We start from the raw sequence: 17,800 nt of genomic DNA, 5'->3' as shown, positions 1-17,800 counted from the left end.
GAGCCACGTTTTCCCGGGACGCCGGACCCCGAGCCCGGCCCGGTCCACCCGGGCGAGCCCCCTGCCGAGATGCCTCCCGCGGAGGTCCACACACCGGCCGAGCCGGTGCCGGACGCGTTCAGTCCAGAGACGCCGCGCGATCCGCACTGGTTCAAGACGGCGGTGTTCTATGAGGTGTCGGTGCGGGGATTCGCCGACTCCAACGGCGACGGCTACGGCGACCTGCGCGGCCTGATCAGCAAACTCGACCACCTGCAATGGCTGGGCATCGACTGCCTGTGGCTGCTGCCCATCTACCAATCACCCCTGCGCGACGGCGGCTACGACATCGCCGACTACACCCGCATCCTGCCCGACTTCGGCGAACTCGGCGACTTCGTCGACCTCATCGAACAAGCCCACGCCCGCGGCATCCGCGTCATCGCCGACCTGGTCATGAACCACACCAGCGACGCCCACCCCTGGTTCCAGGCCTCCCGCACCGACCCCCACGGCCCCTTCGGCGACTTCTACATGTGGGACGACACCGACACCCGCTACCCCGACGCCCGCATCATCTTCATCGACACCGAATCCTCCAACTGGACCTACGACCCCGTCCGCGGCCAGTACTACTGGCACCGCTTCTTCTCCCACCAGCCCGACCTCAACTACGACAACCCCGCCGTCCAGGACGCCATGCTGGAGGTCCTGCGCTTCTGGCTCGACCTGGGCATCGACGGCTTCCGCCTGGACGCCGTCCCCTACCTGTACGCCCGCGAAGGCACCACCTGCGAAAACCTCCCCGAAACCCACGCCTACCTCAAACGCGTCCGCGCCGAAGTCGACCGCCTCTACCCCGACCGCGTCCTGCTCGCCGAAGCCAACCAATGGCCCGCCGACGTCGTCGAATACTTCGGCGACCCCGCCGCCGGCGGCGACGAATGCCACATGGCCTTCCACTTCCCCGTCATGCCCCGCATCTTCATGGCCGTCCGCCGCGAGCAGCGCTACCCCATCTCCGAGATCATGGCCCAGACCCCCAAGATCCCCGACTCCTGCCAATGGGGCATCTTCCTGCGCAACCACGACGAACTCACCCTGGAGATGGTCACCGACGAAGAACGCGACTACATGTACACCGAATACGCCAAAGACCCCCGCATGAAGGCCAACATCGGCATCCGCCGCCGCCTGGCCCCCCTCCTGGACAACGACCGCAACCAGCTCGAACTGTTCACCGCCCTGCTGCTGTCCCTGCCCGGCTCCCCCGTGCTGTACTACGGCGACGAAATCGGCATGGGCGACAACATCTGGCTCGGCGACCGCGACGCCGTCCGCACCCCCATGCAATGGACCCCCGACCGCAACGCCGGCTTCTCCCGCTGCGACCCCGCCCGCCTCTACCTGCCCGTCATCATGGACCCCATCTACGGCTACCAGGCCGTCAACGTCGAAGCACAAGCCCACAACCCCGGCTCCCTGCTCCACTGGACCCGCAAAATGATCGAAATCCGCCAGCGCCACCCCGTCTTCGGCGTCGGATCCTACGTCGAGCTATCGGCCTCCAACCCCTCCGTCCTCGCCTTCACCCGCGAGATCCACAACGGGGACGCCAACCAGTGGGGCGGGGTCGACACGATCCTCTGCGTGAACAACCTGTCGCGTTTCCCGCAGCCGGTGGAACTGGACCTGCGGCGATTCCGGGGCTCCACTCCGATCGAGTGCATGGGCGGCGTGCAGTTCCCGGCCATCGGGGAACTGCCCTACCTGCTGACGTTGCCGGGCCACGGGTTCTACTGGTTCCTGCTCCCGCCACCGCCCGAGGAGCAGGACCCGGCGGCGCCTGGCGCGGGGACGGTGTAGCCATGCGGCCGGCCGACCCGTCCCTGGAGCGGCTCCTGGCGGGATGGCTGCCCCGGCAGCGGTGGTTCGGCGGCAAGGACGGCCCCATCGACCACCTCACCATCGGCACCACCACCCAGCTGCTCACCGGCGACCCCGCCCTCCACCACCTCGTCCTCGACGTCCACCAGAACACCACCACCGACCACTACCAGCTCCTCCTCGGCACCCGCCACCACCTCCCCGACCGGCTGCGCCCGCACGAGATCGGGCACCTCGCCGGTGACTCTCCCGGGCACCTCTACGACGCGGCGCACGACCCGGACCTGACCCGGATCCTGCTGGAGCACATGGCCCGGGAGACGTCCGTCGGCCCGCTGCGGTTCCGGCATGCGCCGGGCGCCGACATCCGGGCGGACCTTGAGGGCGCGCCCGTCATGGCCGAGCAGAGCAACACCTCGCTGGTCTTCGGCGGGACCTACATCTGCAAGCTGTTCCGCCGCCTGTCCCCCGGCGTGAACCCGGACCTGGAGGTCAACCTCGCGTTGTCGCGCGAGGGCTGCACGCATGTCCCGGCCGTGCACGGCTGGATCGAGCTGGAGCCGGACGCCGCGGGCGGCGAGCCGGTCACGCTCGGGCTGCTCTCGGAGTTCCTGAGCACGGGCACGGACGGCTGGCGGCTCGCGCTCACCAGCGTCCGCGACTGGTACGCCCAGCCCGAGCCGCTCCAGGCGGCGGCCGCCGGGGGCGACTTCGCCGCCGAGGCCGGGCGGCTCGGCGCCGCCACCGCCGAGGTCCACCGCGACCTCGCGGCGGCGTTCGGGGTGACGCGGGCGGCGGCGGACGAGGTGCGCGCGATGGCCCGCGGGATGGCCGAGCAGCTGGACCTGGCCGGCGCCGCCGTCCCCGAGCTGCGCCCGCACGCCCCGGCGATCCGCGCGGCGTTCGACCGTCTCGCGGCGGGCACGGAGGCGCTGCGGGTGCAGCGCGTCCACGGCGACTACCACCTCGGGCAGGTCATGCGGACCGAGTCCGGCTGGGTGCTGCTGGACTTCGAGGGCGAGCCCGCGCGGACCCCGGCCGAGCGCCGGGCGCCCGCGCATCCGCTCCGCGACGTCGCCGGGATGCTGCGCTCCTTCGAGTACGCGGCGCGGTTCCCGCTGGCCGGGGACGACGCCGTGCCCTCCGGCGCTGCGGACGCGCTGGAGCGGCGGGCGCGGGCGTGGGCGGAGCGGAACCGGGAGGCGTTCTGCGCCGGGTACGCGGCGGCAGGCGGCCCCGACCCGGCCGCGCACGAGACGCTGGTGCGGGCGTTCGAGCTGGACAAGGCGGTGTACGAGGTCCGCTACGAGGCGCGGAACCGGCCGTCCTGGCTGCCGGTCCCGCTCCGCTCCCTGGAACGCCTGGCGGGCGTTCAGAGGTCGATCGAGTAGTCCAGGACGACGCGGTCCGCGGGCAGGACGATGTCGCGGCACACCTCCATGACGCCCGCGCCCGCCAGCATCCGGCGGGTGATGGCGAGGACGGGGACGCCGCCGGTCATCCGGAGCGCCTCGGCCTCCTCCGGCGTCGGCATACGGGAACGGACGGCCTCCTCCACGCGGGTCGGCGGGTGGCCGAGATAGGCCAGTTGCGCGAGCGTCCCGCCGGGCCACGGCTCGCGGCCGGGGTCGGAGACCGGCGTGTCGCCGACGAGGTCCCACGGCAGGAAGTTGACGGAGATCTGCTGCGGCTCGCCGCGGGCGTAGAAGACGAACCGGCGGCGGAGCAGCTCGGTGCCGGTGGGCAGCTCGAACAGCGCGCCCAGGTCGTCGTCGGCGCGCACGCGGGTGAACTCCTTGTCGAGGCGGTACTCCTCCCAGGTGATCCGCTGGTCCCGGGTGAACGTCGTCTCGGGAACGGCCATCGGCCGGGTGACCGCGCGGTAGCGGTCCATCGCGACACGGCGCGCCGGGGGGACGACCCGCACGACGGTGCCACCACCGCGCCTGGTCTCCACGAGCCCCTGCTGGCGGAGCAGCGCGACGGCCTGCCGCACGACGATCTCCGAGACGCCGTGGATGTCGCACAGCTCGGCCATGGTCGGCAGCCGGGCTCCTTGCGGAAGGCTGCCGTCCCGGATCCCCTCTCGCAGCGTGTCGGCGATGCGCAGGTAGGCGGGACGGTCCGGCACCGGCGTCACCTCCCCTTCGTTTCGGGCGCTGTTCCCGGCGCGGCCCCCCGTGTACGGCCCCCCGTGATTCGACGCGGCGTTCGATCCTGACCCGTCTCCCACTCTCATCCATACCTTCCTCGCGCTATCTCAAGGGAGACGGTCCGCTTACGGACAGCTTGACACCTCTTTGACCGAGTAAGACTTTTGTATACAGAAGAGCCGCCTCGGGGAAAGGACGACCTTGATGGGCGACTTCGAAGATCAGAAGGCGGCCATCGAGAGCGGCTTCCCCGGCTGGCAGGTCTGGCGCAGCGACGCCGGCCGCTGGTACGCCACCCGCAGCACCGACCTGACCGACGCCCAACTCCAGGCGGGATACGCAATGACGGTCGCCGCCGACGACGCGGACGGGCTGCGCGAGCTCCTCGCGGAACAGGCACGCGAGGACCTGTGAAGCCGTGGTGCGGCACCGGGCGCGGCCCGGTCCGCGAGCGGGGGCGGGCCGGGCTGGGACGAACCGGTACGGAAGGTACCTCTGGCGCTGAGGTGACACAGGAGTGGAGGCCAGGGCGGCGGGGTCGGTGTAACCCCTGGGCGCAGGAGACGTGACCGCACGGGCGGCGCGCACGGCGCGACCCCCAATCGAGAGTCGTGGCGCCCGTGCGGTCGCAACAAATCGCGATCTCCCGGAAACAGGTCGCCTTCCCGCGTGAAACGTGCGGATCTCCGGGCACTCCTAGGGGGGACCAGCCACCGGTGACGAGGAGGCCATCACGTCATGGCACGGGTGACGCGCGCGGAGATCGAGCGGCTCGTCGGAGGCGACCACCACGATCCGCACGGCATCCTCGGAGCCCATCCCGACGGCGGCGTCGTGACCGTGCGCGCGCTGCGGCCGCTCGCCGAGCGGGTCGAGGTCGTGCTGCCGGACGGCGGCCGGCATCCGCTGCGCCACGTCCACGAGGGCGTCTTCGCGGGCACGCTGCCCGAGGGCGCCGCGCTCGCGGGCGGCGACGGGGACCGCGCGCCGCTCGCGGTGCCCGACTACCGGCTGGCCGTGACGTACGGGGACGGCGCCGAGACCGTCCAGGACGATCCGTACCGCCACCTCCCGACGCTCGGCGAGCTCGACCTGCACCTGATCAGCGAGGGGCGGCACGAGGAGCTGTGGCGGGCGCTCGGCGCGCGGGTCCGCACCTACGCCTCCGCGTTCGGCCCGGCCGGCGGCGTCGGCTTCGCCGTGTGGGCGCCGACCGCGCGGGGCGTCCGGGTCGTCGGCGACTTCAACCACTGGGACGGCCGCGCCCACCCCATGCGCTCGCTGGGCTCCACCGGCGTCTGGGAGCTGTTCGTCCCGGGCATCGGCGACGGCACGCGCTACAAGTACGAGATCCTCGGCGCCGACGGCGTGTGGCGCACGAAGGCCGACCCCCTGGCCCAGGCCACCGAGCAGCCCCCGGCCACGGCGTCTCGGGTGTTCACCCCGTCCTACGAGTGGCGCGACAGCGCGTGGATGGACGGCCGCAAGGAGCACGACTGGCTGCGCGAGCCGATGAGCGTGTACGAGGTGCACCTCGGCTCCTGGCGATCCGGCCTCGGCTACCGGGAGCTGGCCACGGAACTGACCGCGTACGTGAAGGACATGGGTTTCACGCACGTGGAACTGCTTCCCATCGCCGAGCACCCCTATGGGCCGTCCTGGGGCTACCAGGTGACGTCCTATTACGCGCCGACCTCGCGCTTCGGGAATCCGGACGACTTCCGGCACCTCGTGGACGAGCTGCACCGGGCCGGCATCGGCGTGATCATCGACTGGGTGCCCGCGCACTTCCCCAAGGACGAGTGGGCCCTGGCGCGCTTCGACGGCACCGCCCTCTATGAGCACGACGACCCCCAGCGCGGCGAGCACCCCGACTGGGGCACGCTCGTCTTCGACTACGGCCGCGCCGAGGTCCGCAACTTCCTGGTCGCCAACGCCTCGTTCTGGCTGGAGGAGTTCCACATCGACGGGCTGCGCGTCGACGCGGTGGCCTCCATGCTGTACCTGGACTACTCCCGCAACGAGGGCGAGTGGTCGCCGAACATCTACGGCGGGCGGGAGAACCTGGAGGCCATCTCCTTCCTCCAGGAGATGAACGCGACGGTCTACAAGCGCAACCCGGGCGTCATGACGATCGCCGAGGAGTCCACGGCGTGGCCCGGGGTCTCCCGTCCCACCCACCTCGGCGGGCTCGGCTTCGGTTTCAAGTGGAACATGGGCTGGATGCACGACACGCTCCAGTACCTGAGCCACGAGCCCGTCTTCCGGCACTTCCACCACAACGAGATCACGTTCTCGCTGGTGTACGCGTTCTCGGAGAACTACGTCCTGCCGCTGTCGCACGACGAGGTGGTGCACGGGAAGGGCTCGCTGCTCAGCAAGATGCCGGGCGACACCTGGCAGCAGTTCGCGGGGCTCCGCGCCCTGCTCGCCTACATGTGGTCGCATCCGGGCAAGCAGCTGCTGTTCATGGGCCAGGAGTTCGGCCAGGGCGCCGAATGGGCCGAGGAGCGCCCGCTCGACTGGTGGCTGCTGGACAACGCCGCCGAGGGCGCCCTGCATCTCGGGCTCCAGAAGCTCGTCCGCGAGATGAACCACGCCTACCAGGCGGCGCCCGCGCTGTGGACGCGCGACAGCGACCACGAGGGCTTCCGCTGGATCGACGGCAACGACGCGGGCGGGAACACGCTGTCCTTCCTGCGGTACGGCTCGGCGGAGACGGGCGAGCCGCCGGTTTTGGCGTGCGTCGTCAACTTCGCGGGGAATCCGCACGAGGGCTACCGGCTCGGCCTCCCGCGTGCGGGCGTCTGGCGCGAGGTCCTCAACACCGACGCCTTCGAGTACGGCGGCAGCGGCGTCGGCAACCTCGGGCGCGTCGAGACGACCGACGAGCCGTGGCACGGCCTCCCCGCGTCCGCCGTCCTGCGCGTCCCGCCGCTGGGCGCGGTCTGGCTCGTCCCCGAGGAACAGAAGCCCGAGGTACCGAGCGCCGAAGGACAAGCAGCCGAGGCACAGAGTGCCCAGGGACAAAGCTCCCGGGAACAGGGTTCCCGGGCACGAAGCCCCCAGAAACGAAGCCCCCAGAAACGAAGCCCCCAGAAACGGAGCCCTCGGAAACGGAGCGCGGGAGAACCGGAAGCCGGGAAGCAGAGCACCCGCAGGGGGCTTCCTCAGGGCGACTAGGGTGACGGCATGACCGCCCAGCGCCTGCACGTCGTCCCGTCACAGTTCATGGTGGAGCACCTGCCGAACGCGACGTTCCCCGAAGACGACGAGTGGATCGCGCTGGTGCGGGCCCCGGAGGGCCTCACCGTCGTCCGGGACGCATCGCCGTTCGCCGAGACGGAGCGGTGGGCCGGCTTCTACGGCGACGCCGGTCACGGCCTGGACACCCCGGGGATGCTGGCCGCGGTCGTCGGGCCCTTGGCCGAGGCCGGGGTGCCGGTCTTCGTCGCGTCCACCTACCACGCCGACCTGGTGCTTGTCCCCGAGCACCGCCTGAAGGACGCGACCGACACCCTCGCGGGAGCCGGGCACCGCGTCACCGCGCCCTGACGGTCAGGGGAGGCGGTCGAGGAGCCAGCGGGGGCCGGTGACGGCGGCGCCCTCGCCCTCGCAGCGGGCGCGGAGCTCCCGGTCGGCCGTCACGACCAGGTGGACCGTGTCCGGGCGGGGATCGCCGAGGAGCCCGACGATGTGGTCGTCGCCGCTGCCGGGCGCCGCGACGACGCGCACGCCCTCGCCCTGCTCGTCGGCGACCTTCCGCGCCGCGCCCTCGACGACCAGGACGACCTCCGGGAACGCCCGGTCATAGGAGACGAGGCCGCCCGGGATCCCCTGCACGCCCCTGTTCAGCGTCGCGAGCTCGTCACGCAGACGGGCGTTCGCGCCCGCCCTGTCCTTCCACCAGCCGTCCGCGCGCGCGCCGACGACGTTCGCCGCGTCCACGACGAGGACGAGTTTCTTCATCGCGTCCTGGAGACGCGGCCAGGAGCGGGCGAACGGTGCGAACAGCTTGCGGTCCTCGACCTCCTCGGCGCGCACCCACTCGGCCTTGCGCGTCTCCCGCGACGCGGGCCTCACCTCGACGCGCTCGGGGAGCGCCCCTGTCACGGACGTGAACGACCAGCCGCCGTGGTCCTCGACGCTGGTGCCCTGCACGTCCACGTCCCCGGGATCGAGCGTGCACTCCTCGGAGGTTTCGCGGAGGGCGCCGGTCACGGCGTCCTCATGGCTGTGCAGCGCGCCCCCGAACATGCCCCACGTGCCACCGCCGAGGCCCCACCAGGCGCGCTGCTGGAGCAGCACCCAGAGCTGCCCGCCCGCGTCGCGGTGGTAGGCCAGCAGCCCGGCGGCGCCGAACCGGCCCCAGTGGGTGTGGCCCTGCCCGCATCCGGCCCAGCCGTCGCCGTCTCCCATGGGGCCGACGATATCCGCCGGCCGATCCCAGTACGGTGGAGGCGTCGTTGGGGGGCGACACCGGTGGACCCTGTCCGAGTGCGACCGGGACCCTGTCCGAGTGCGACGGCCCCGAGGAGCCTGCGATGCCCGTCCTGCCCCTGGACCGCGACGATCCCCGCTCCGCCGGCGATTACCGGCTGACGGGCCGGCTCGGCGAGGGCGGCCAGGGCGTGGTGTACCTCGGTGAGGGGCCGTCGGGGGAACGCGTCGCGGTCAAGATGCTGAAGACCACCGACTCCGCCGCCCGCGCGCGCTTCGCGCGGGAGATGCGCGCGGCCCAGCAGGTCGCCGCGTTCTGCACCGCGGCCGTCCTCGACTCCTCGGCGGACGGCGAGCTGCCCTACGTGGTCAGCGAGTTCATCGACGGGCCGTCCCTCCAGCAGCGCGTCCAGGAGCACGGCCCTTTGCGCGGCGGCGAGCTGGAACGGCTGGCGGTCAACACCGCGAGCGCGCTCGCCGCCATCCACGGCGCCGGGATCGTGCACCGCGACCTCAAGCCCGCCAACGTCCTGCTCGGCCCGGACGGCCCCCGGGTCGTCGACTTCGGCATCGCGCGGGCCATCGACGCCGAGACCCACACCCAGCTCGTCGGCACGCCCGCCTACTTCGCCCCCGAATGGCTGGACGGGCACCCGCCGACGGACCGCTCCGACGTGTTCGCCTGGGCGGGCACCATGGTCTTCGCGGCCACCGGCCACCCGCCATTCGGGCCCACCACCAGCGTCGCGGCCACCATGCACCGCATCGCCAACGGCGCGCCCGACCTGGGCGGGGTGCCGCCGTCCCTGCTGCCGCTGCTCGCCGAGTGCCTCGCCAAGGACCCCGCCGGGCGTCCCGCAGCCCGCGAGCTGATGGTGCGGCTCGTGGACCCTTCCGCCGGGCCGCCGACCGTCCCGGGTCCCTCGGGCGCGCCGGTCCCGTCACCGGTTCCGCCGTCCTTCCCGCCGCCGGTCCCGTCGCCGGGACAGGCCGCGCCGACGCTTCCGCCGGTCCCGCTCTCCCAGACCGCCGCCCCGACCGCCGACCCCACCGTCGTCCCAGCCGCCGGCCGTCGCCGCGGGCGGCTCGCCGTGGCCGTCGCCGTCCCCCTCGCCGCGCTCGTGATGGCGGGCGCGGCGGCGTACGCCCTGACGAGGGAGGGCGAGAAGCCACCGCAGGCCGGGCGCTCATCAGCCGCCACGGCCTCCGACGTCTCCGGCCAGAAGTCCGCCACTCCCGGCCCGTCCGCGACGCGCCCGTCCGGCACGGCCGCCGTCGTGCCCGCCGAGTTCGGCGGGACCTGGAAGGGGACGCTGACGCAGACCGGCGGGATCACCACGGGCGACTCGTCCACGACCGCGACATTGCGGCTGGAGGGCGGCACCGGGGGCGGCACCTCCGAGTACGCCACCTGGGGCTGCGAGGACACCCTCGCCGTCACCAGCGTGTCCGGTTCGACGGTGGTGTTCCAGGAGACCCCGCGGACCAGCGACGGGACGGCCGGGTTCTGCATCGGCGGCACCGTGACGCTGAAACTGGTGTCCGGCACGCTGGAGTACACCTCGCCCGGCGTGGGGACCACCAGGGGAACACTCCGCCGCGCCGGCTGAGACCGGTGCGCTGGGCGGCGGCGCACGGGATCGGCCGGGCGCGCCGGCGTCGGCTGCGTGTCCTCCCGAACCGCGCCTTCGCGCGCCGAGGGGCCCCGCGGCAGCGCATAAGGTGGGGTCATGGTGGATCCCGGCACGGTCGTCAACGTCATCAAGCAGGCCCGGGACCGGCGGACGGCCCCGCTGATCCTGGAGCTGGACCTCACCGAGGGCATCGTGGAGACCGCGCCCGCGGACCCGATCTCGGCGATCATGTCCATGCGCCGCACCAACCTGCGGGACGTCCTGGACGGGCTGCGCCGCGCCCGCTCCGACAGCCGTGTCCGGGCCCTGGTCGTGAAGGTGACCGGCGGGGCCGGGCTGGCGCTCGCGCAGGAGCTGCGGGAGGCCGTCCAGGCGTTCCGCGAGGCGGGCAAGCTCGCCGTCGCCTGGGCGGAGACGTTCGGCGAGGGCGGCCGGGGCACCGTCCCGTTCTACCTGGCCACCGCCTTCGACACGATCTACCTCCAGCCCACCGGCGAGGTCGGCCTCACCGGCGTGGCGCTTGAGGAGCCCTTCTTCGCGGGCGCGCTGGAGAAGGCGGGGGTCCGGCCGCGCTTCGCCAAGCGGTACGAGTACAAGACCATGGCGAACACGTTCATGGAGCGGACGTACACGCCCGAGCACGAGGAGTCGTCCCAGCGGCTCGTGACGTCCATCGGCGAGCAGATCACCGAGGGCATCGCCGCCGCCCGCGGGCTGACCGCCGAGAAGGTCCGCGAGCTCACCGACCGCGGCCCGCTGCTCGCGGACGAGGCCCTGGAAGAGGGCCTGGTCGACCGGCTCGGCTACCGCGACGAGGTGTACGCCGACCTGCGCGAGCGGTTCGGCGAGACCGCCCAGCTGCGCTACGTGGCCCGCTACAACCGCACGCACGGCCTCGCCCGGCGCCTCCCGCAGCCGGGGCGGCAGGACTTCGTCGCCCTGATCAACGGGCACGGCCCGATCCGCCTCGGCCGCAGCGGGCGCGGCGGCCCGCTGCCGAACTCCGGTCCCGCGATGGGCTCGGACACCGTCGGCGCCGCGTTCCGGGCCGCCACGAAGGACGACCGGGTCAAGGCGATCGTCTTCCGGGTGAACAGCCCCGGCGGCTCCGCCGTGGCCTCCGACGCGATCTGGCGCGAGGTCGTGCTGGCCCGCCGCGCCGGCAAGCCCGTGATCGTCTCGATGGGCGACGTCGCCGCGTCCGGCGGCTACTACGTGGCGATGGCGGCGGACACGATCGTCGCGCAGCCCGGCACGATCACCGGCTCGATCGGCGTCGTGGTCGGCAAGGCCGTGGTGAACGGCCTGCTGGAGCGCGTCGGCATCGGCCTCGGCACCGTCGCCGACGGCGAGCACGCCCGCATGTTCAGCGCCACCAAGGACTTCAGCGACTCCGAGTGGGAGCGCGTCAACGCCTCCCTCGACCGGATCTACGACGACTTCACCACCAAGGTCGCCGAGGGCCGCGAGCTGTCCCGCGACCGTGTCCACGAGCTTGCCCGGGGCCGGGTCTGGACGGGCGCCGACGCCAAGGACGGCGGCCTGGTGGACGAGCTGGGCGGCCTCGACCTGGCCCTCGACCTGGCGCGCAAGCGGTCCGGGCTCGCCGCCGACGCGCCGGTGCGCACCTACCCGCACACCTCGCCGCTGGAGCGGCTGCGCCCGCCGGAGTCCAGCGAGGACCGCGCGGCCGCGGCCGCCCGCTTCGACGGCTGGGGCTCCCTCGGCGGGCTCGCCGCCCGGCTGGGCCTGCCCGCCGCAGGTCCCCTCACCCTCCCCGGCTCCTGGGAGATCCGCTGACCACCGGCTTCGTCGAGGCCGTCGCGTCCTTCGCCACCGGCGTGGCCGTGCTGACGGTCCGGGACGGCCGCGACGACCTCGGCACGACCGTGACCTCGTTCACGTCGGTGTCCCTGGAGCCGCCGATGGTCCTGGCGGGCGTGGGCTCGTCGTCCTACCTGGCCGAGGTCCTGCGGCGCCGCGAGCGGTGGGCCGCGACCGTCCTCGCCGCGGGCCAGCGCGCCCTCGCGGGACGCTTCGCCGCCGAGGGCCGCCCGAGCGCCCGCCTGCTCCTCGCGGGCGAGCCCCACCACCGCGGCCCCCTGACCGGCGCGCTCATCCCCGGCTCCGGCCTGGCCGCCCTCGAATGCGAGACACGCCAGGCCGTCGACGCCGGCGATCACACGCTCTTCGTCGCCGAGGTCCTGTCCGCGGACTACGTCGCCCGCGGGGAGAAGCCGCTGATCCGGGTCAACCGCCGCTACCTCGGCGCCACCTGACGTCCGCCCTTCCACACGGCGGCGACCTGGGGGACGCCGGGGCGGTAGGCGAGATGGATGTGCGACGGGGCGTCCAGTAGCAGAACGTCCGCGCGCGCGCCGGGCCCTAGGCGGCCCACGTCGGTACGGCGTAGCGCGTGGGCACCGCCTGCGGTGGCGGACCAGACGGCCTCGGCCGGGGTCATGCGCATGTCGCGGACGGCCACGGCGATGCAGAAGGCCATGCTGGAGCTGAAGCAGGAGCCGGGGTTGCAGTCGGTGGCGAGGGCGACGGTGGCACCCGCGTCCAGGAGGCGGCGCGCGTCCGGGTAGGGCTGGCGGGTGGAGAACTCGACGCCGGGCAGCAGCGTCGCGACGGTGCGGGAGGACGCGAGGGCGTCGACGTCGGCGTCGCCGAGGAACGTGCAGTGGTCGGCGGACGCGGCGTCCAGCTCCACGGCGAGGCGGACGCCCGGGCCCTGGGTGAGCTGGTTGGCGTGGACGCGGGGGGCCAGGCCCGCCTTCACCCCTGCCTGGAGCACGGCGCGGGCCTGGCCGGCGTCGAAGGCGCCCTCCTCGCAGAAGACGTCCACCCAGCGGGCGTGGGGGGCGCAGGCGGAGAGCATGCCGGTGGTGACCAGGTCGACGTAGGCGTCGGTGTCGTCGCCGTACTCGGGCGGGACGACGTGCGCGCCGAGGTAGGTGACCTCGTCGGCGACCTCCGCGGCGATGCGGACGGCGCGTTCCTCCTGCTCGACGGTGAGGCCGTAGCCGGACTTGCACTCGACGGTCGTCGTCCCCTGCCGGGCCATCTCGTCGACGAGGCGGCGCAGGTTGGCGCGCAGGCGGTCGTCGGACGCGGCGCGGGTGCGGGCGACCGTCGTGCGGATGCCGCCCGCGCCGTAGGGGCGGCCGCTCATGCGGGCGGCGAACTCCTCGGCGCGTTCCCCGGCGAAGACGAGGTGGGCGTGGGAGTCGACGAAGCCGGGGAGGACGGCGCGTCCGGCGGCGTCGAACGAGGTGTCGGCGGCGGGGGCCCGGGAGGCCGGGCCCGTCCAGGCGACCGTCCCGCCGTCGATCACGACGGCGGCGTCGCGGAGGACGCCGAGCGGGCCCTCCCCGGTCCCGGGCTCGTTGGTGACCAGTTCCCCGATGTTCGTGACGGTGATGCTCACGTGGGCAGGGTCTCACGCGTCCGTCACGGCGGTGACGGCTTCCGCCAGCGCGTCCGCGACATCGTCGACCAGCAGGTGGCGGCCGTCGTGGACGATCTGGCGGCCGGAGACGACCACGTGCCGGACGTCGGCGGCGGTCGCGGCGAAGACGGCGGCCTCGGCGGCGTGCGCGGCTCCGGCGCCGGCGGTGCGGACCGAGCCGAGGTCCACGGTGACGAGGTCGGCGTAGGCGCCGGGCTCCAGCCGTCCCGCCTCGGGCCAGCCGAGGGCGGAGTGGCCGGCGGACGTGGCGGCGGTGAGCAGCTCCCCGGCCGTCCAGTGGCCGCGTGCGCGGGTGCGGAGCCGCTCGTCCAGCTCCACGGCACGGGCCTCCTCGAACAGGTCGAGGACGGCGTGCTGGTCGGAGCCGAGGCAGATCGGGGAGCCCGCGTCGGCGAGGTCGCGGGCGGGGCCGATGCCGTCGGCGAGGTCGCGTTCGGTGGTGGGGCACATGCACACGCCGGTCATGGTGGCGCCGAGGAGCCCGATGTCCTCCTCGGTGAGGTGGGTGGCGTGGACGGCGGTGGACAGGGCGCCCAGGGCCCCGGCCTCGGCGAGGAGGCGGGTGGGCGTCATGCCGTAGGCGTCCTGGCACGCGCGGTTCTCGGCGGGCTGCTCCGACAGGTGGACGTGCAGCGGCGCCCGGTGCTCCCGCGCCCAGGACGCGACGGCGCCCAGCTGCTCGCGGGGCACCGCGCGGACGGAGTGGACCGCGGCGCCGACGCGGGCGTGCAGGCGGCGTTCCTTGCCGGTGTGCTCGTGGAGGCTGTCGACGCGGCGCGCCCAGTTGCCCGCGGTGCCGTCGCCGAAGCGGAGCTGGGGTCCCTGGAGCGGCCGCCCGATGCCGCCGGTGAGGTAGCAGGCGTCGAGGAGGGTGATCCGGATGCCCGCGTCGGCGGCGGCGGCGATCAGGGCCTCGCCCATCGCGTTGGGATCGTCGTAGGGCGCGCCGCCCGGCCGGTGGTGCAGGTAGTGGAACTCGCCGACGCAGCTGATCCCGGCGAGGGCCATCTCCGCGAAGACGGCCCGCGCCAGGGCGCGGTAGGAGCCGGGGTCGAGGCGGTCGGCGACCTCGTACATCTGGTCGCGCCACGTCCAGAAGGTGCCGCGCCGGGCCTGGACGCGGCTGCGGAGCGCGCGGTGGAAGGCGTGGGAGTGCGCGTCGGCCAGTCCCGGCAGGGTCAGGCCGGGCAGGCGGGGCGCGTCCCGGGGGGCGGGGACGTCGCGGGTGACGCCGGTGATCCGTTCGCCGTCGGCCTCGATGAGGACGTCCGCGGCGACGCCGTCTCCGAGCCATGCGTATTGGGCATGCCACTGCATAGTCGGTTATCTACCCGCAGGCCAGGTCGGCAAGTACCCCGGTGAGGGCCTCCACCCCCGCGAGGCAGTCGGCGGTCTCGGCGGACTCGGCGGGCGCGTGCGAGATGCCGGTCGGGTTGCGGACGAACAGCATCGCGGCCGGCACGCGGGCCGACAGGATGCCCGCGTCGTGTCCCGCCCCCGTCGGCAGGACGGGGACGCCGCCGTCCAGGACGCCCTCGGCGGCGTCGCGGACGCGGTCGCGCAGCGCGAGGTCGAGGTCGACGATCTCGGTGTAGGACTCCTCGGCGAGGTCCACGCCGACCCGGTGGGCGCGGGCGGCGGCCCGCGCGGCCTCGTCGACCTCCGCGACCGTCCGCCGGACGGCGTCGTCGGCGGGGCCGCGGGCGTCCAGCCAGGCGGTGACGGACGAGGCGATGGCGTTTACCCCGCCCGGCTCGACCCTGACCTTCCCGACGGTCGCGACGGTGCCGTTGCGCCGGGCGGCCTCGCGCGCGGCGAGGACCATCCCGGCGAACGGCAGCATCGGGTCGCGCCGGTCGCCGAGCAGGGTCGTCCCGGCGTGGTTGCCCTCGCCGTGGAAGTCGAACCGCCACCGGCCGTGCGGGACGATCGCGCTAGCCACCCCCACCGGCCCGCGCAGCGCCCGCCCCTGCTCGACGTGGAGCTCGACGTGGCAGCCGACGCGTCCGAGGAGGTCCTCGTCGGGGCCGATGGCCTGCGGGTCGAGCCCGGCGTTGTGCATGACCTCGGCGAAGGTGCGCCCGTCGGCGTCGGTGAGCGCCCGCGCCCGCACCGGGTCGATCGCCCCGGTCAGCAGCCGCGACCCGAGGCACGCGACCCCGAACCGCGCGCCCTCCTCCTCCGCGAAGGCCGCGATCCCGATGGGCCTGCGGAGCCGCGCGCCCCGCTCGCGCAGCAGGTCCACGGCCGCGAACGCCGAGACGACGCCGAGCGGCCCGTCGAACGCGCCGCCGCCGGGCACCGAGTCCAGGTGGCTGCCGGTCAGGACGGCATCGCCGCGTCCCCCGCCGTCCGGGTACCACCAGGCGACCATGTTGCCGTTGGTGTCGTGCTCGACGGGCAGGCCGCGGCGGCGCGCCTCGTCGGCGAACCAGGCGCGGCACTCAAGCTCCGGCGGCGTCCACGCGAACCGGTGGTAGCCGCCGGTCGCCCCGTCCCGCCCGACGGGCAGCAGCGCCGCCCACATCTCCTCGAAGCTCACGCCGTCCCCCCGCCGGCGGGCGACGGCCCGCCGGAGGCGCGCATGGGCACCCGGACGCCGCGCTCGTCGGCGACCTCGGCGGCGCGGTCGTAGCCCGCGTCGACGTGCCGCATCACGCCGGTGCCGGGGTCGTTGGTGAGGACGCGCCGGAGCTTCTCGGCGGCGAGCGGCGTCCCGTCGGCGACGCAGACCTGGCCCGCGTGGACGGACCGCCCGATGCCGACGCCGCCGCCGTGGTGGATGGACACCCACGTGGCGCCGGACGCGGTGTTGAGCATGGCGTTCAGCAGCGGCCAGTCGGCGATGGCGTCCGAGCCGTCCGCCATGCCCTCGGTCTCGCGGTAGGGGCTGGCGACCGAGCCGCAGTCGAGGTGGTCGCGGCCGAGCACGATCGGCGCGCTGATCTCGCCGCGCGCCACGAGGTCGTTGAACAGCTCCCCGGCCCGGTCGCGCTCGCCGTAGCCGAGCCAGCAGATCCGGGACGGCAGGCCCTGGAAGTGGACCCGCTCCCCCGCCATCCTGATCCACCGGGTCAGGGGCTCGTTGTCGGGGAACAGGTCGAGGACGGCCCGGTCGGTGCGGGCGATGTCCCGCGGGTCGCCCGACAACGCCGCCCAGCGGAACGGGCCCTTGCCCTCGCAGAACAGCGGCCGGATGTAGGCGGGCACGAACCCGGGGAAGTCGAACGCCCGCGCGTACCCGGCGACCTGCGCCTCCCCGCGGATGGAATTGCCGTAGTCGAACACCTCGGCGCCCGCGTCCTGGAAGCCGACCATCGCCTCGACGTGCGCGGCCATCGACGCGCGGGCGCGGGCGGTGAACCCCGCGGGGTCCTTGTCGCGCTCGGCGGCCATGTCCTCGAACGCGACGTCCTCCGGCAGGTACATCAGCGGGTCGTGGGCGCTGGTCTGGTCGGTGACGACGTCGATGGGCGCGCCGCGCCGCAGCAGCTCCGGGACGACGGCGGCGGCGTTGCCGAGCACGGCGATCGACAAGGGCCGCCGCCGCGCCCTGGCCTCCTCGGCGAGCCGGAGCGCCTCGTCCAGCGAACCGGCCCGCACGTCGCAGTACCGGTGCGCGACGCGCCGCTCGATGCGGGACGGGTCGCACTCGACGCAGATCGCCACGCCGCCGTTCATCGTGACGGCGAGCGGCTGCGCGCCGCCCATCCCGCCCAGCCCGGCGGTCAGCGTGACCGTCCCGGCGAGCGAGCCGCCGAACCGCTTCCCGGCGACCGCGGCGAACGTCTCGTAGGTCCCCTGGAGGATGCCCTGCGTGCCGATGTAGATCCACGACCCGGCGGTCATCTGCCCGAACATCGTGAGGCCGAGCGATTCGAGGCGGCGGAACTCCTCCCAGGTCGCCCACTGCGGCACCAGGTTGGAGTTGGCGATCAGCACCCGGGGCGCCCACTCGTGCGTCCGGAAGATCCCGACCGGCTTGCCCGACTGGACGAGCAGCGTCTCGTCGCCCTCCAGGTCGGCGAGGGACCCGACGATGCCGTCGAAGGCGTCCCAGCTGCGGGCGGCCTTCCCCGACCCGCCGTAGACGACCAGCTCGTCGGGGTGCTCGGCGACCTCCGGGTCGAGATTGTTCTGGATCATGCGCAGGGCGGCCTCCTGCGGCCAGCCCTTGGCGGTCAGGGAGGTGCCGCGCGGCGCGCGGACGGGACGGGGACCGGACATTGCGG

Annotated in this window: 14 protein-coding genes; 8 read left to right on the top strand and 6 right to left on the bottom strand. The window is 73.8% G+C overall.

The features are described 5' to 3' along the window. Positions 1-69: 69 nt before the first annotated feature. Together treS and AGRA3207_RS30985 are read left to right on the top strand one after the other, a co-directional pair. Entirely contained in the window at positions 70-1,845 is a 1,776-nt protein-coding gene (gene treS, locus AGRA3207_RS30990) for a maltose alpha-D-glucosyltransferase (protein ID WP_231330674.1), read from the top strand. A 2-nt stretch (positions 1,846-1,847) separates the two neighbouring features. Continuing rightward, positions 1,848-3,257 carry a maltokinase N-terminal cap-like domain-containing protein gene (locus AGRA3207_RS30985; protein ID WP_231330673.1) on the top strand — a complete coding sequence of 470 codons (1,410 nt, stop codon included), beginning with the start codon at positions 1,848-1,850 and terminating at the stop codon, positions 3,255-3,257. Here AGRA3207_RS30985 and AGRA3207_RS30980 read toward each other — a convergent pair. Next, positions 3,239-3,997 (bottom strand): GntR family transcriptional regulator, encoded by a 759-nt coding sequence (locus tag AGRA3207_RS30980; protein WP_231330672.1) that lies wholly within the window; start codon positions 3,995-3,997, stop codon positions 3,239-3,241. The two genes, AGRA3207_RS30985 and AGRA3207_RS30980, sit on opposite strands and share 19 nt — an antisense overlap. A gap of 226 nt (positions 3,998-4,223) precedes the next feature. Here AGRA3207_RS30980 and AGRA3207_RS30975 point away from each other — a divergent pair, with 226 nt between their 5' ends. The 3 genes from AGRA3207_RS30975 to AGRA3207_RS30965 all read left to right on the top strand — a co-directional run bounded on the left by AGRA3207_RS30975 (position 4,224) and on the right by AGRA3207_RS30965 (position 7,574). Then, entirely contained in the window at positions 4,224-4,433 is a 210-nt protein-coding gene (locus AGRA3207_RS30975; RefSeq protein WP_231330671.1) for a hypothetical protein, read from the top strand. Between the two features lie 324 nt (positions 4,434-4,757). Next, positions 4,758-7,202 carry a 1,4-alpha-glucan branching protein GlgB gene (gene glgB / locus AGRA3207_RS30970; protein ID WP_231330670.1) on the top strand — a complete coding sequence of 815 codons (2,445 nt, stop codon included), beginning with the start codon at positions 4,758-4,760 and terminating at the stop codon, positions 7,200-7,202. 9 nt (positions 7,203-7,211) lie between these two features. Next, positions 7,212-7,574 (top strand): ACT domain-containing protein, encoded by a 363-nt coding sequence (locus AGRA3207_RS30965; RefSeq protein WP_231330669.1) that lies wholly within the window; start codon positions 7,212-7,214, stop codon positions 7,572-7,574. 3 nt (positions 7,575-7,577) lie between these two features. On the opposite strand, the gene AGRA3207_RS30960 is transcribed toward AGRA3207_RS30965, so the two are convergent. Beyond that, positions 7,578-8,438, bottom strand: a complete 861-nt coding sequence (locus AGRA3207_RS30960; protein WP_231330668.1) for an NUDIX domain-containing protein — start codon at positions 8,436-8,438, stop codon at positions 7,578-7,580. Between the two features lie 125 nt (positions 8,439-8,563). Here AGRA3207_RS30960 and AGRA3207_RS39975 point away from each other — a divergent pair, with 125 nt between their 5' ends. The 3 genes from AGRA3207_RS39975 (at position 8,564) to AGRA3207_RS30945 (ending at position 12,372) form a co-directional block, all read left to right on the top strand. Next, positions 8,564-10,069: a serine/threonine-protein kinase gene (locus AGRA3207_RS39975; RefSeq protein ID WP_273699961.1), complete on the top strand. Its 1,506-nt coding sequence runs from the start codon at positions 8,564-8,566 to the stop codon at positions 10,067-10,069. 120 nt (positions 10,070-10,189) lie between these two features. Further along, positions 10,190-11,893 carry a signal peptide peptidase SppA gene (sppA, locus tag AGRA3207_RS30950; RefSeq protein WP_231330667.1) on the top strand — a complete coding sequence of 568 codons (1,704 nt, stop codon included), beginning with the start codon at positions 10,190-10,192 and terminating at the stop codon, positions 11,891-11,893. A gap of 41 nt (positions 11,894-11,934) precedes the next feature. Then, the gene (locus tag AGRA3207_RS30945; RefSeq protein ID WP_231330666.1) at positions 11,935-12,372 is read left to right on the top strand and encodes a flavin reductase family protein; all 438 of its coding nucleotides are present in this window, start codon (positions 11,935-11,937) and stop codon (positions 12,370-12,372) included. Here the strand turns inward: AGRA3207_RS30945 and hutI are convergent. From hutI to hutU, 4 genes are read right to left on the bottom strand one after another with little or no spacing between them, the layout of a single operon-like run. Then, positions 12,354-13,526, bottom strand: coding sequence for an imidazolonepropionase (gene hutI, locus AGRA3207_RS30940; protein ID WP_231330665.1), 1,173 nt, complete (start codon positions 13,524-13,526; stop codon positions 12,354-12,356). The two genes, AGRA3207_RS30945 and hutI, sit on opposite strands and share 19 nt — an antisense overlap. Positions 13,527-13,538: 12 nt before the next feature. Next, the gene (locus AGRA3207_RS30935; RefSeq protein WP_231330664.1) at positions 13,539-14,885 is read right to left on the bottom strand and encodes a formimidoylglutamate deiminase; all 1,347 of its coding nucleotides are present in this window, start codon (positions 14,883-14,885) and stop codon (positions 13,539-13,541) included. A gap of 10 nt (positions 14,886-14,895) precedes the next feature. Beyond that, positions 14,896-16,110, bottom strand: a complete 1,215-nt coding sequence (locus AGRA3207_RS30930; RefSeq protein ID WP_231330663.1) for an allantoate amidohydrolase — start codon at positions 16,108-16,110, stop codon at positions 14,896-14,898. Next, positions 16,107-17,795, bottom strand: a complete 1,689-nt coding sequence (gene hutU / locus AGRA3207_RS30925) for a urocanate hydratase (RefSeq protein ID WP_231330662.1) — start codon at positions 17,793-17,795, stop codon at positions 16,107-16,109. The genes AGRA3207_RS30930 and hutU overlap by 4 nt, the downstream gene beginning before the upstream one ends. Positions 17,796-17,800 lie beyond the last annotated feature (5 nt).

The organism is Actinomadura graeca (assembly GCF_019175365.1).
In the GTDB taxonomy this organism is placed as follows: Bacteria; Actinomycetota; Actinomycetes; order Streptosporangiales; family Streptosporangiaceae; genus Spirillospora; species Spirillospora graeca.
Note: the sequence above shows the minus strand (reverse complement) of the source record. Positions and strands in the feature narration are given on the sequence as shown.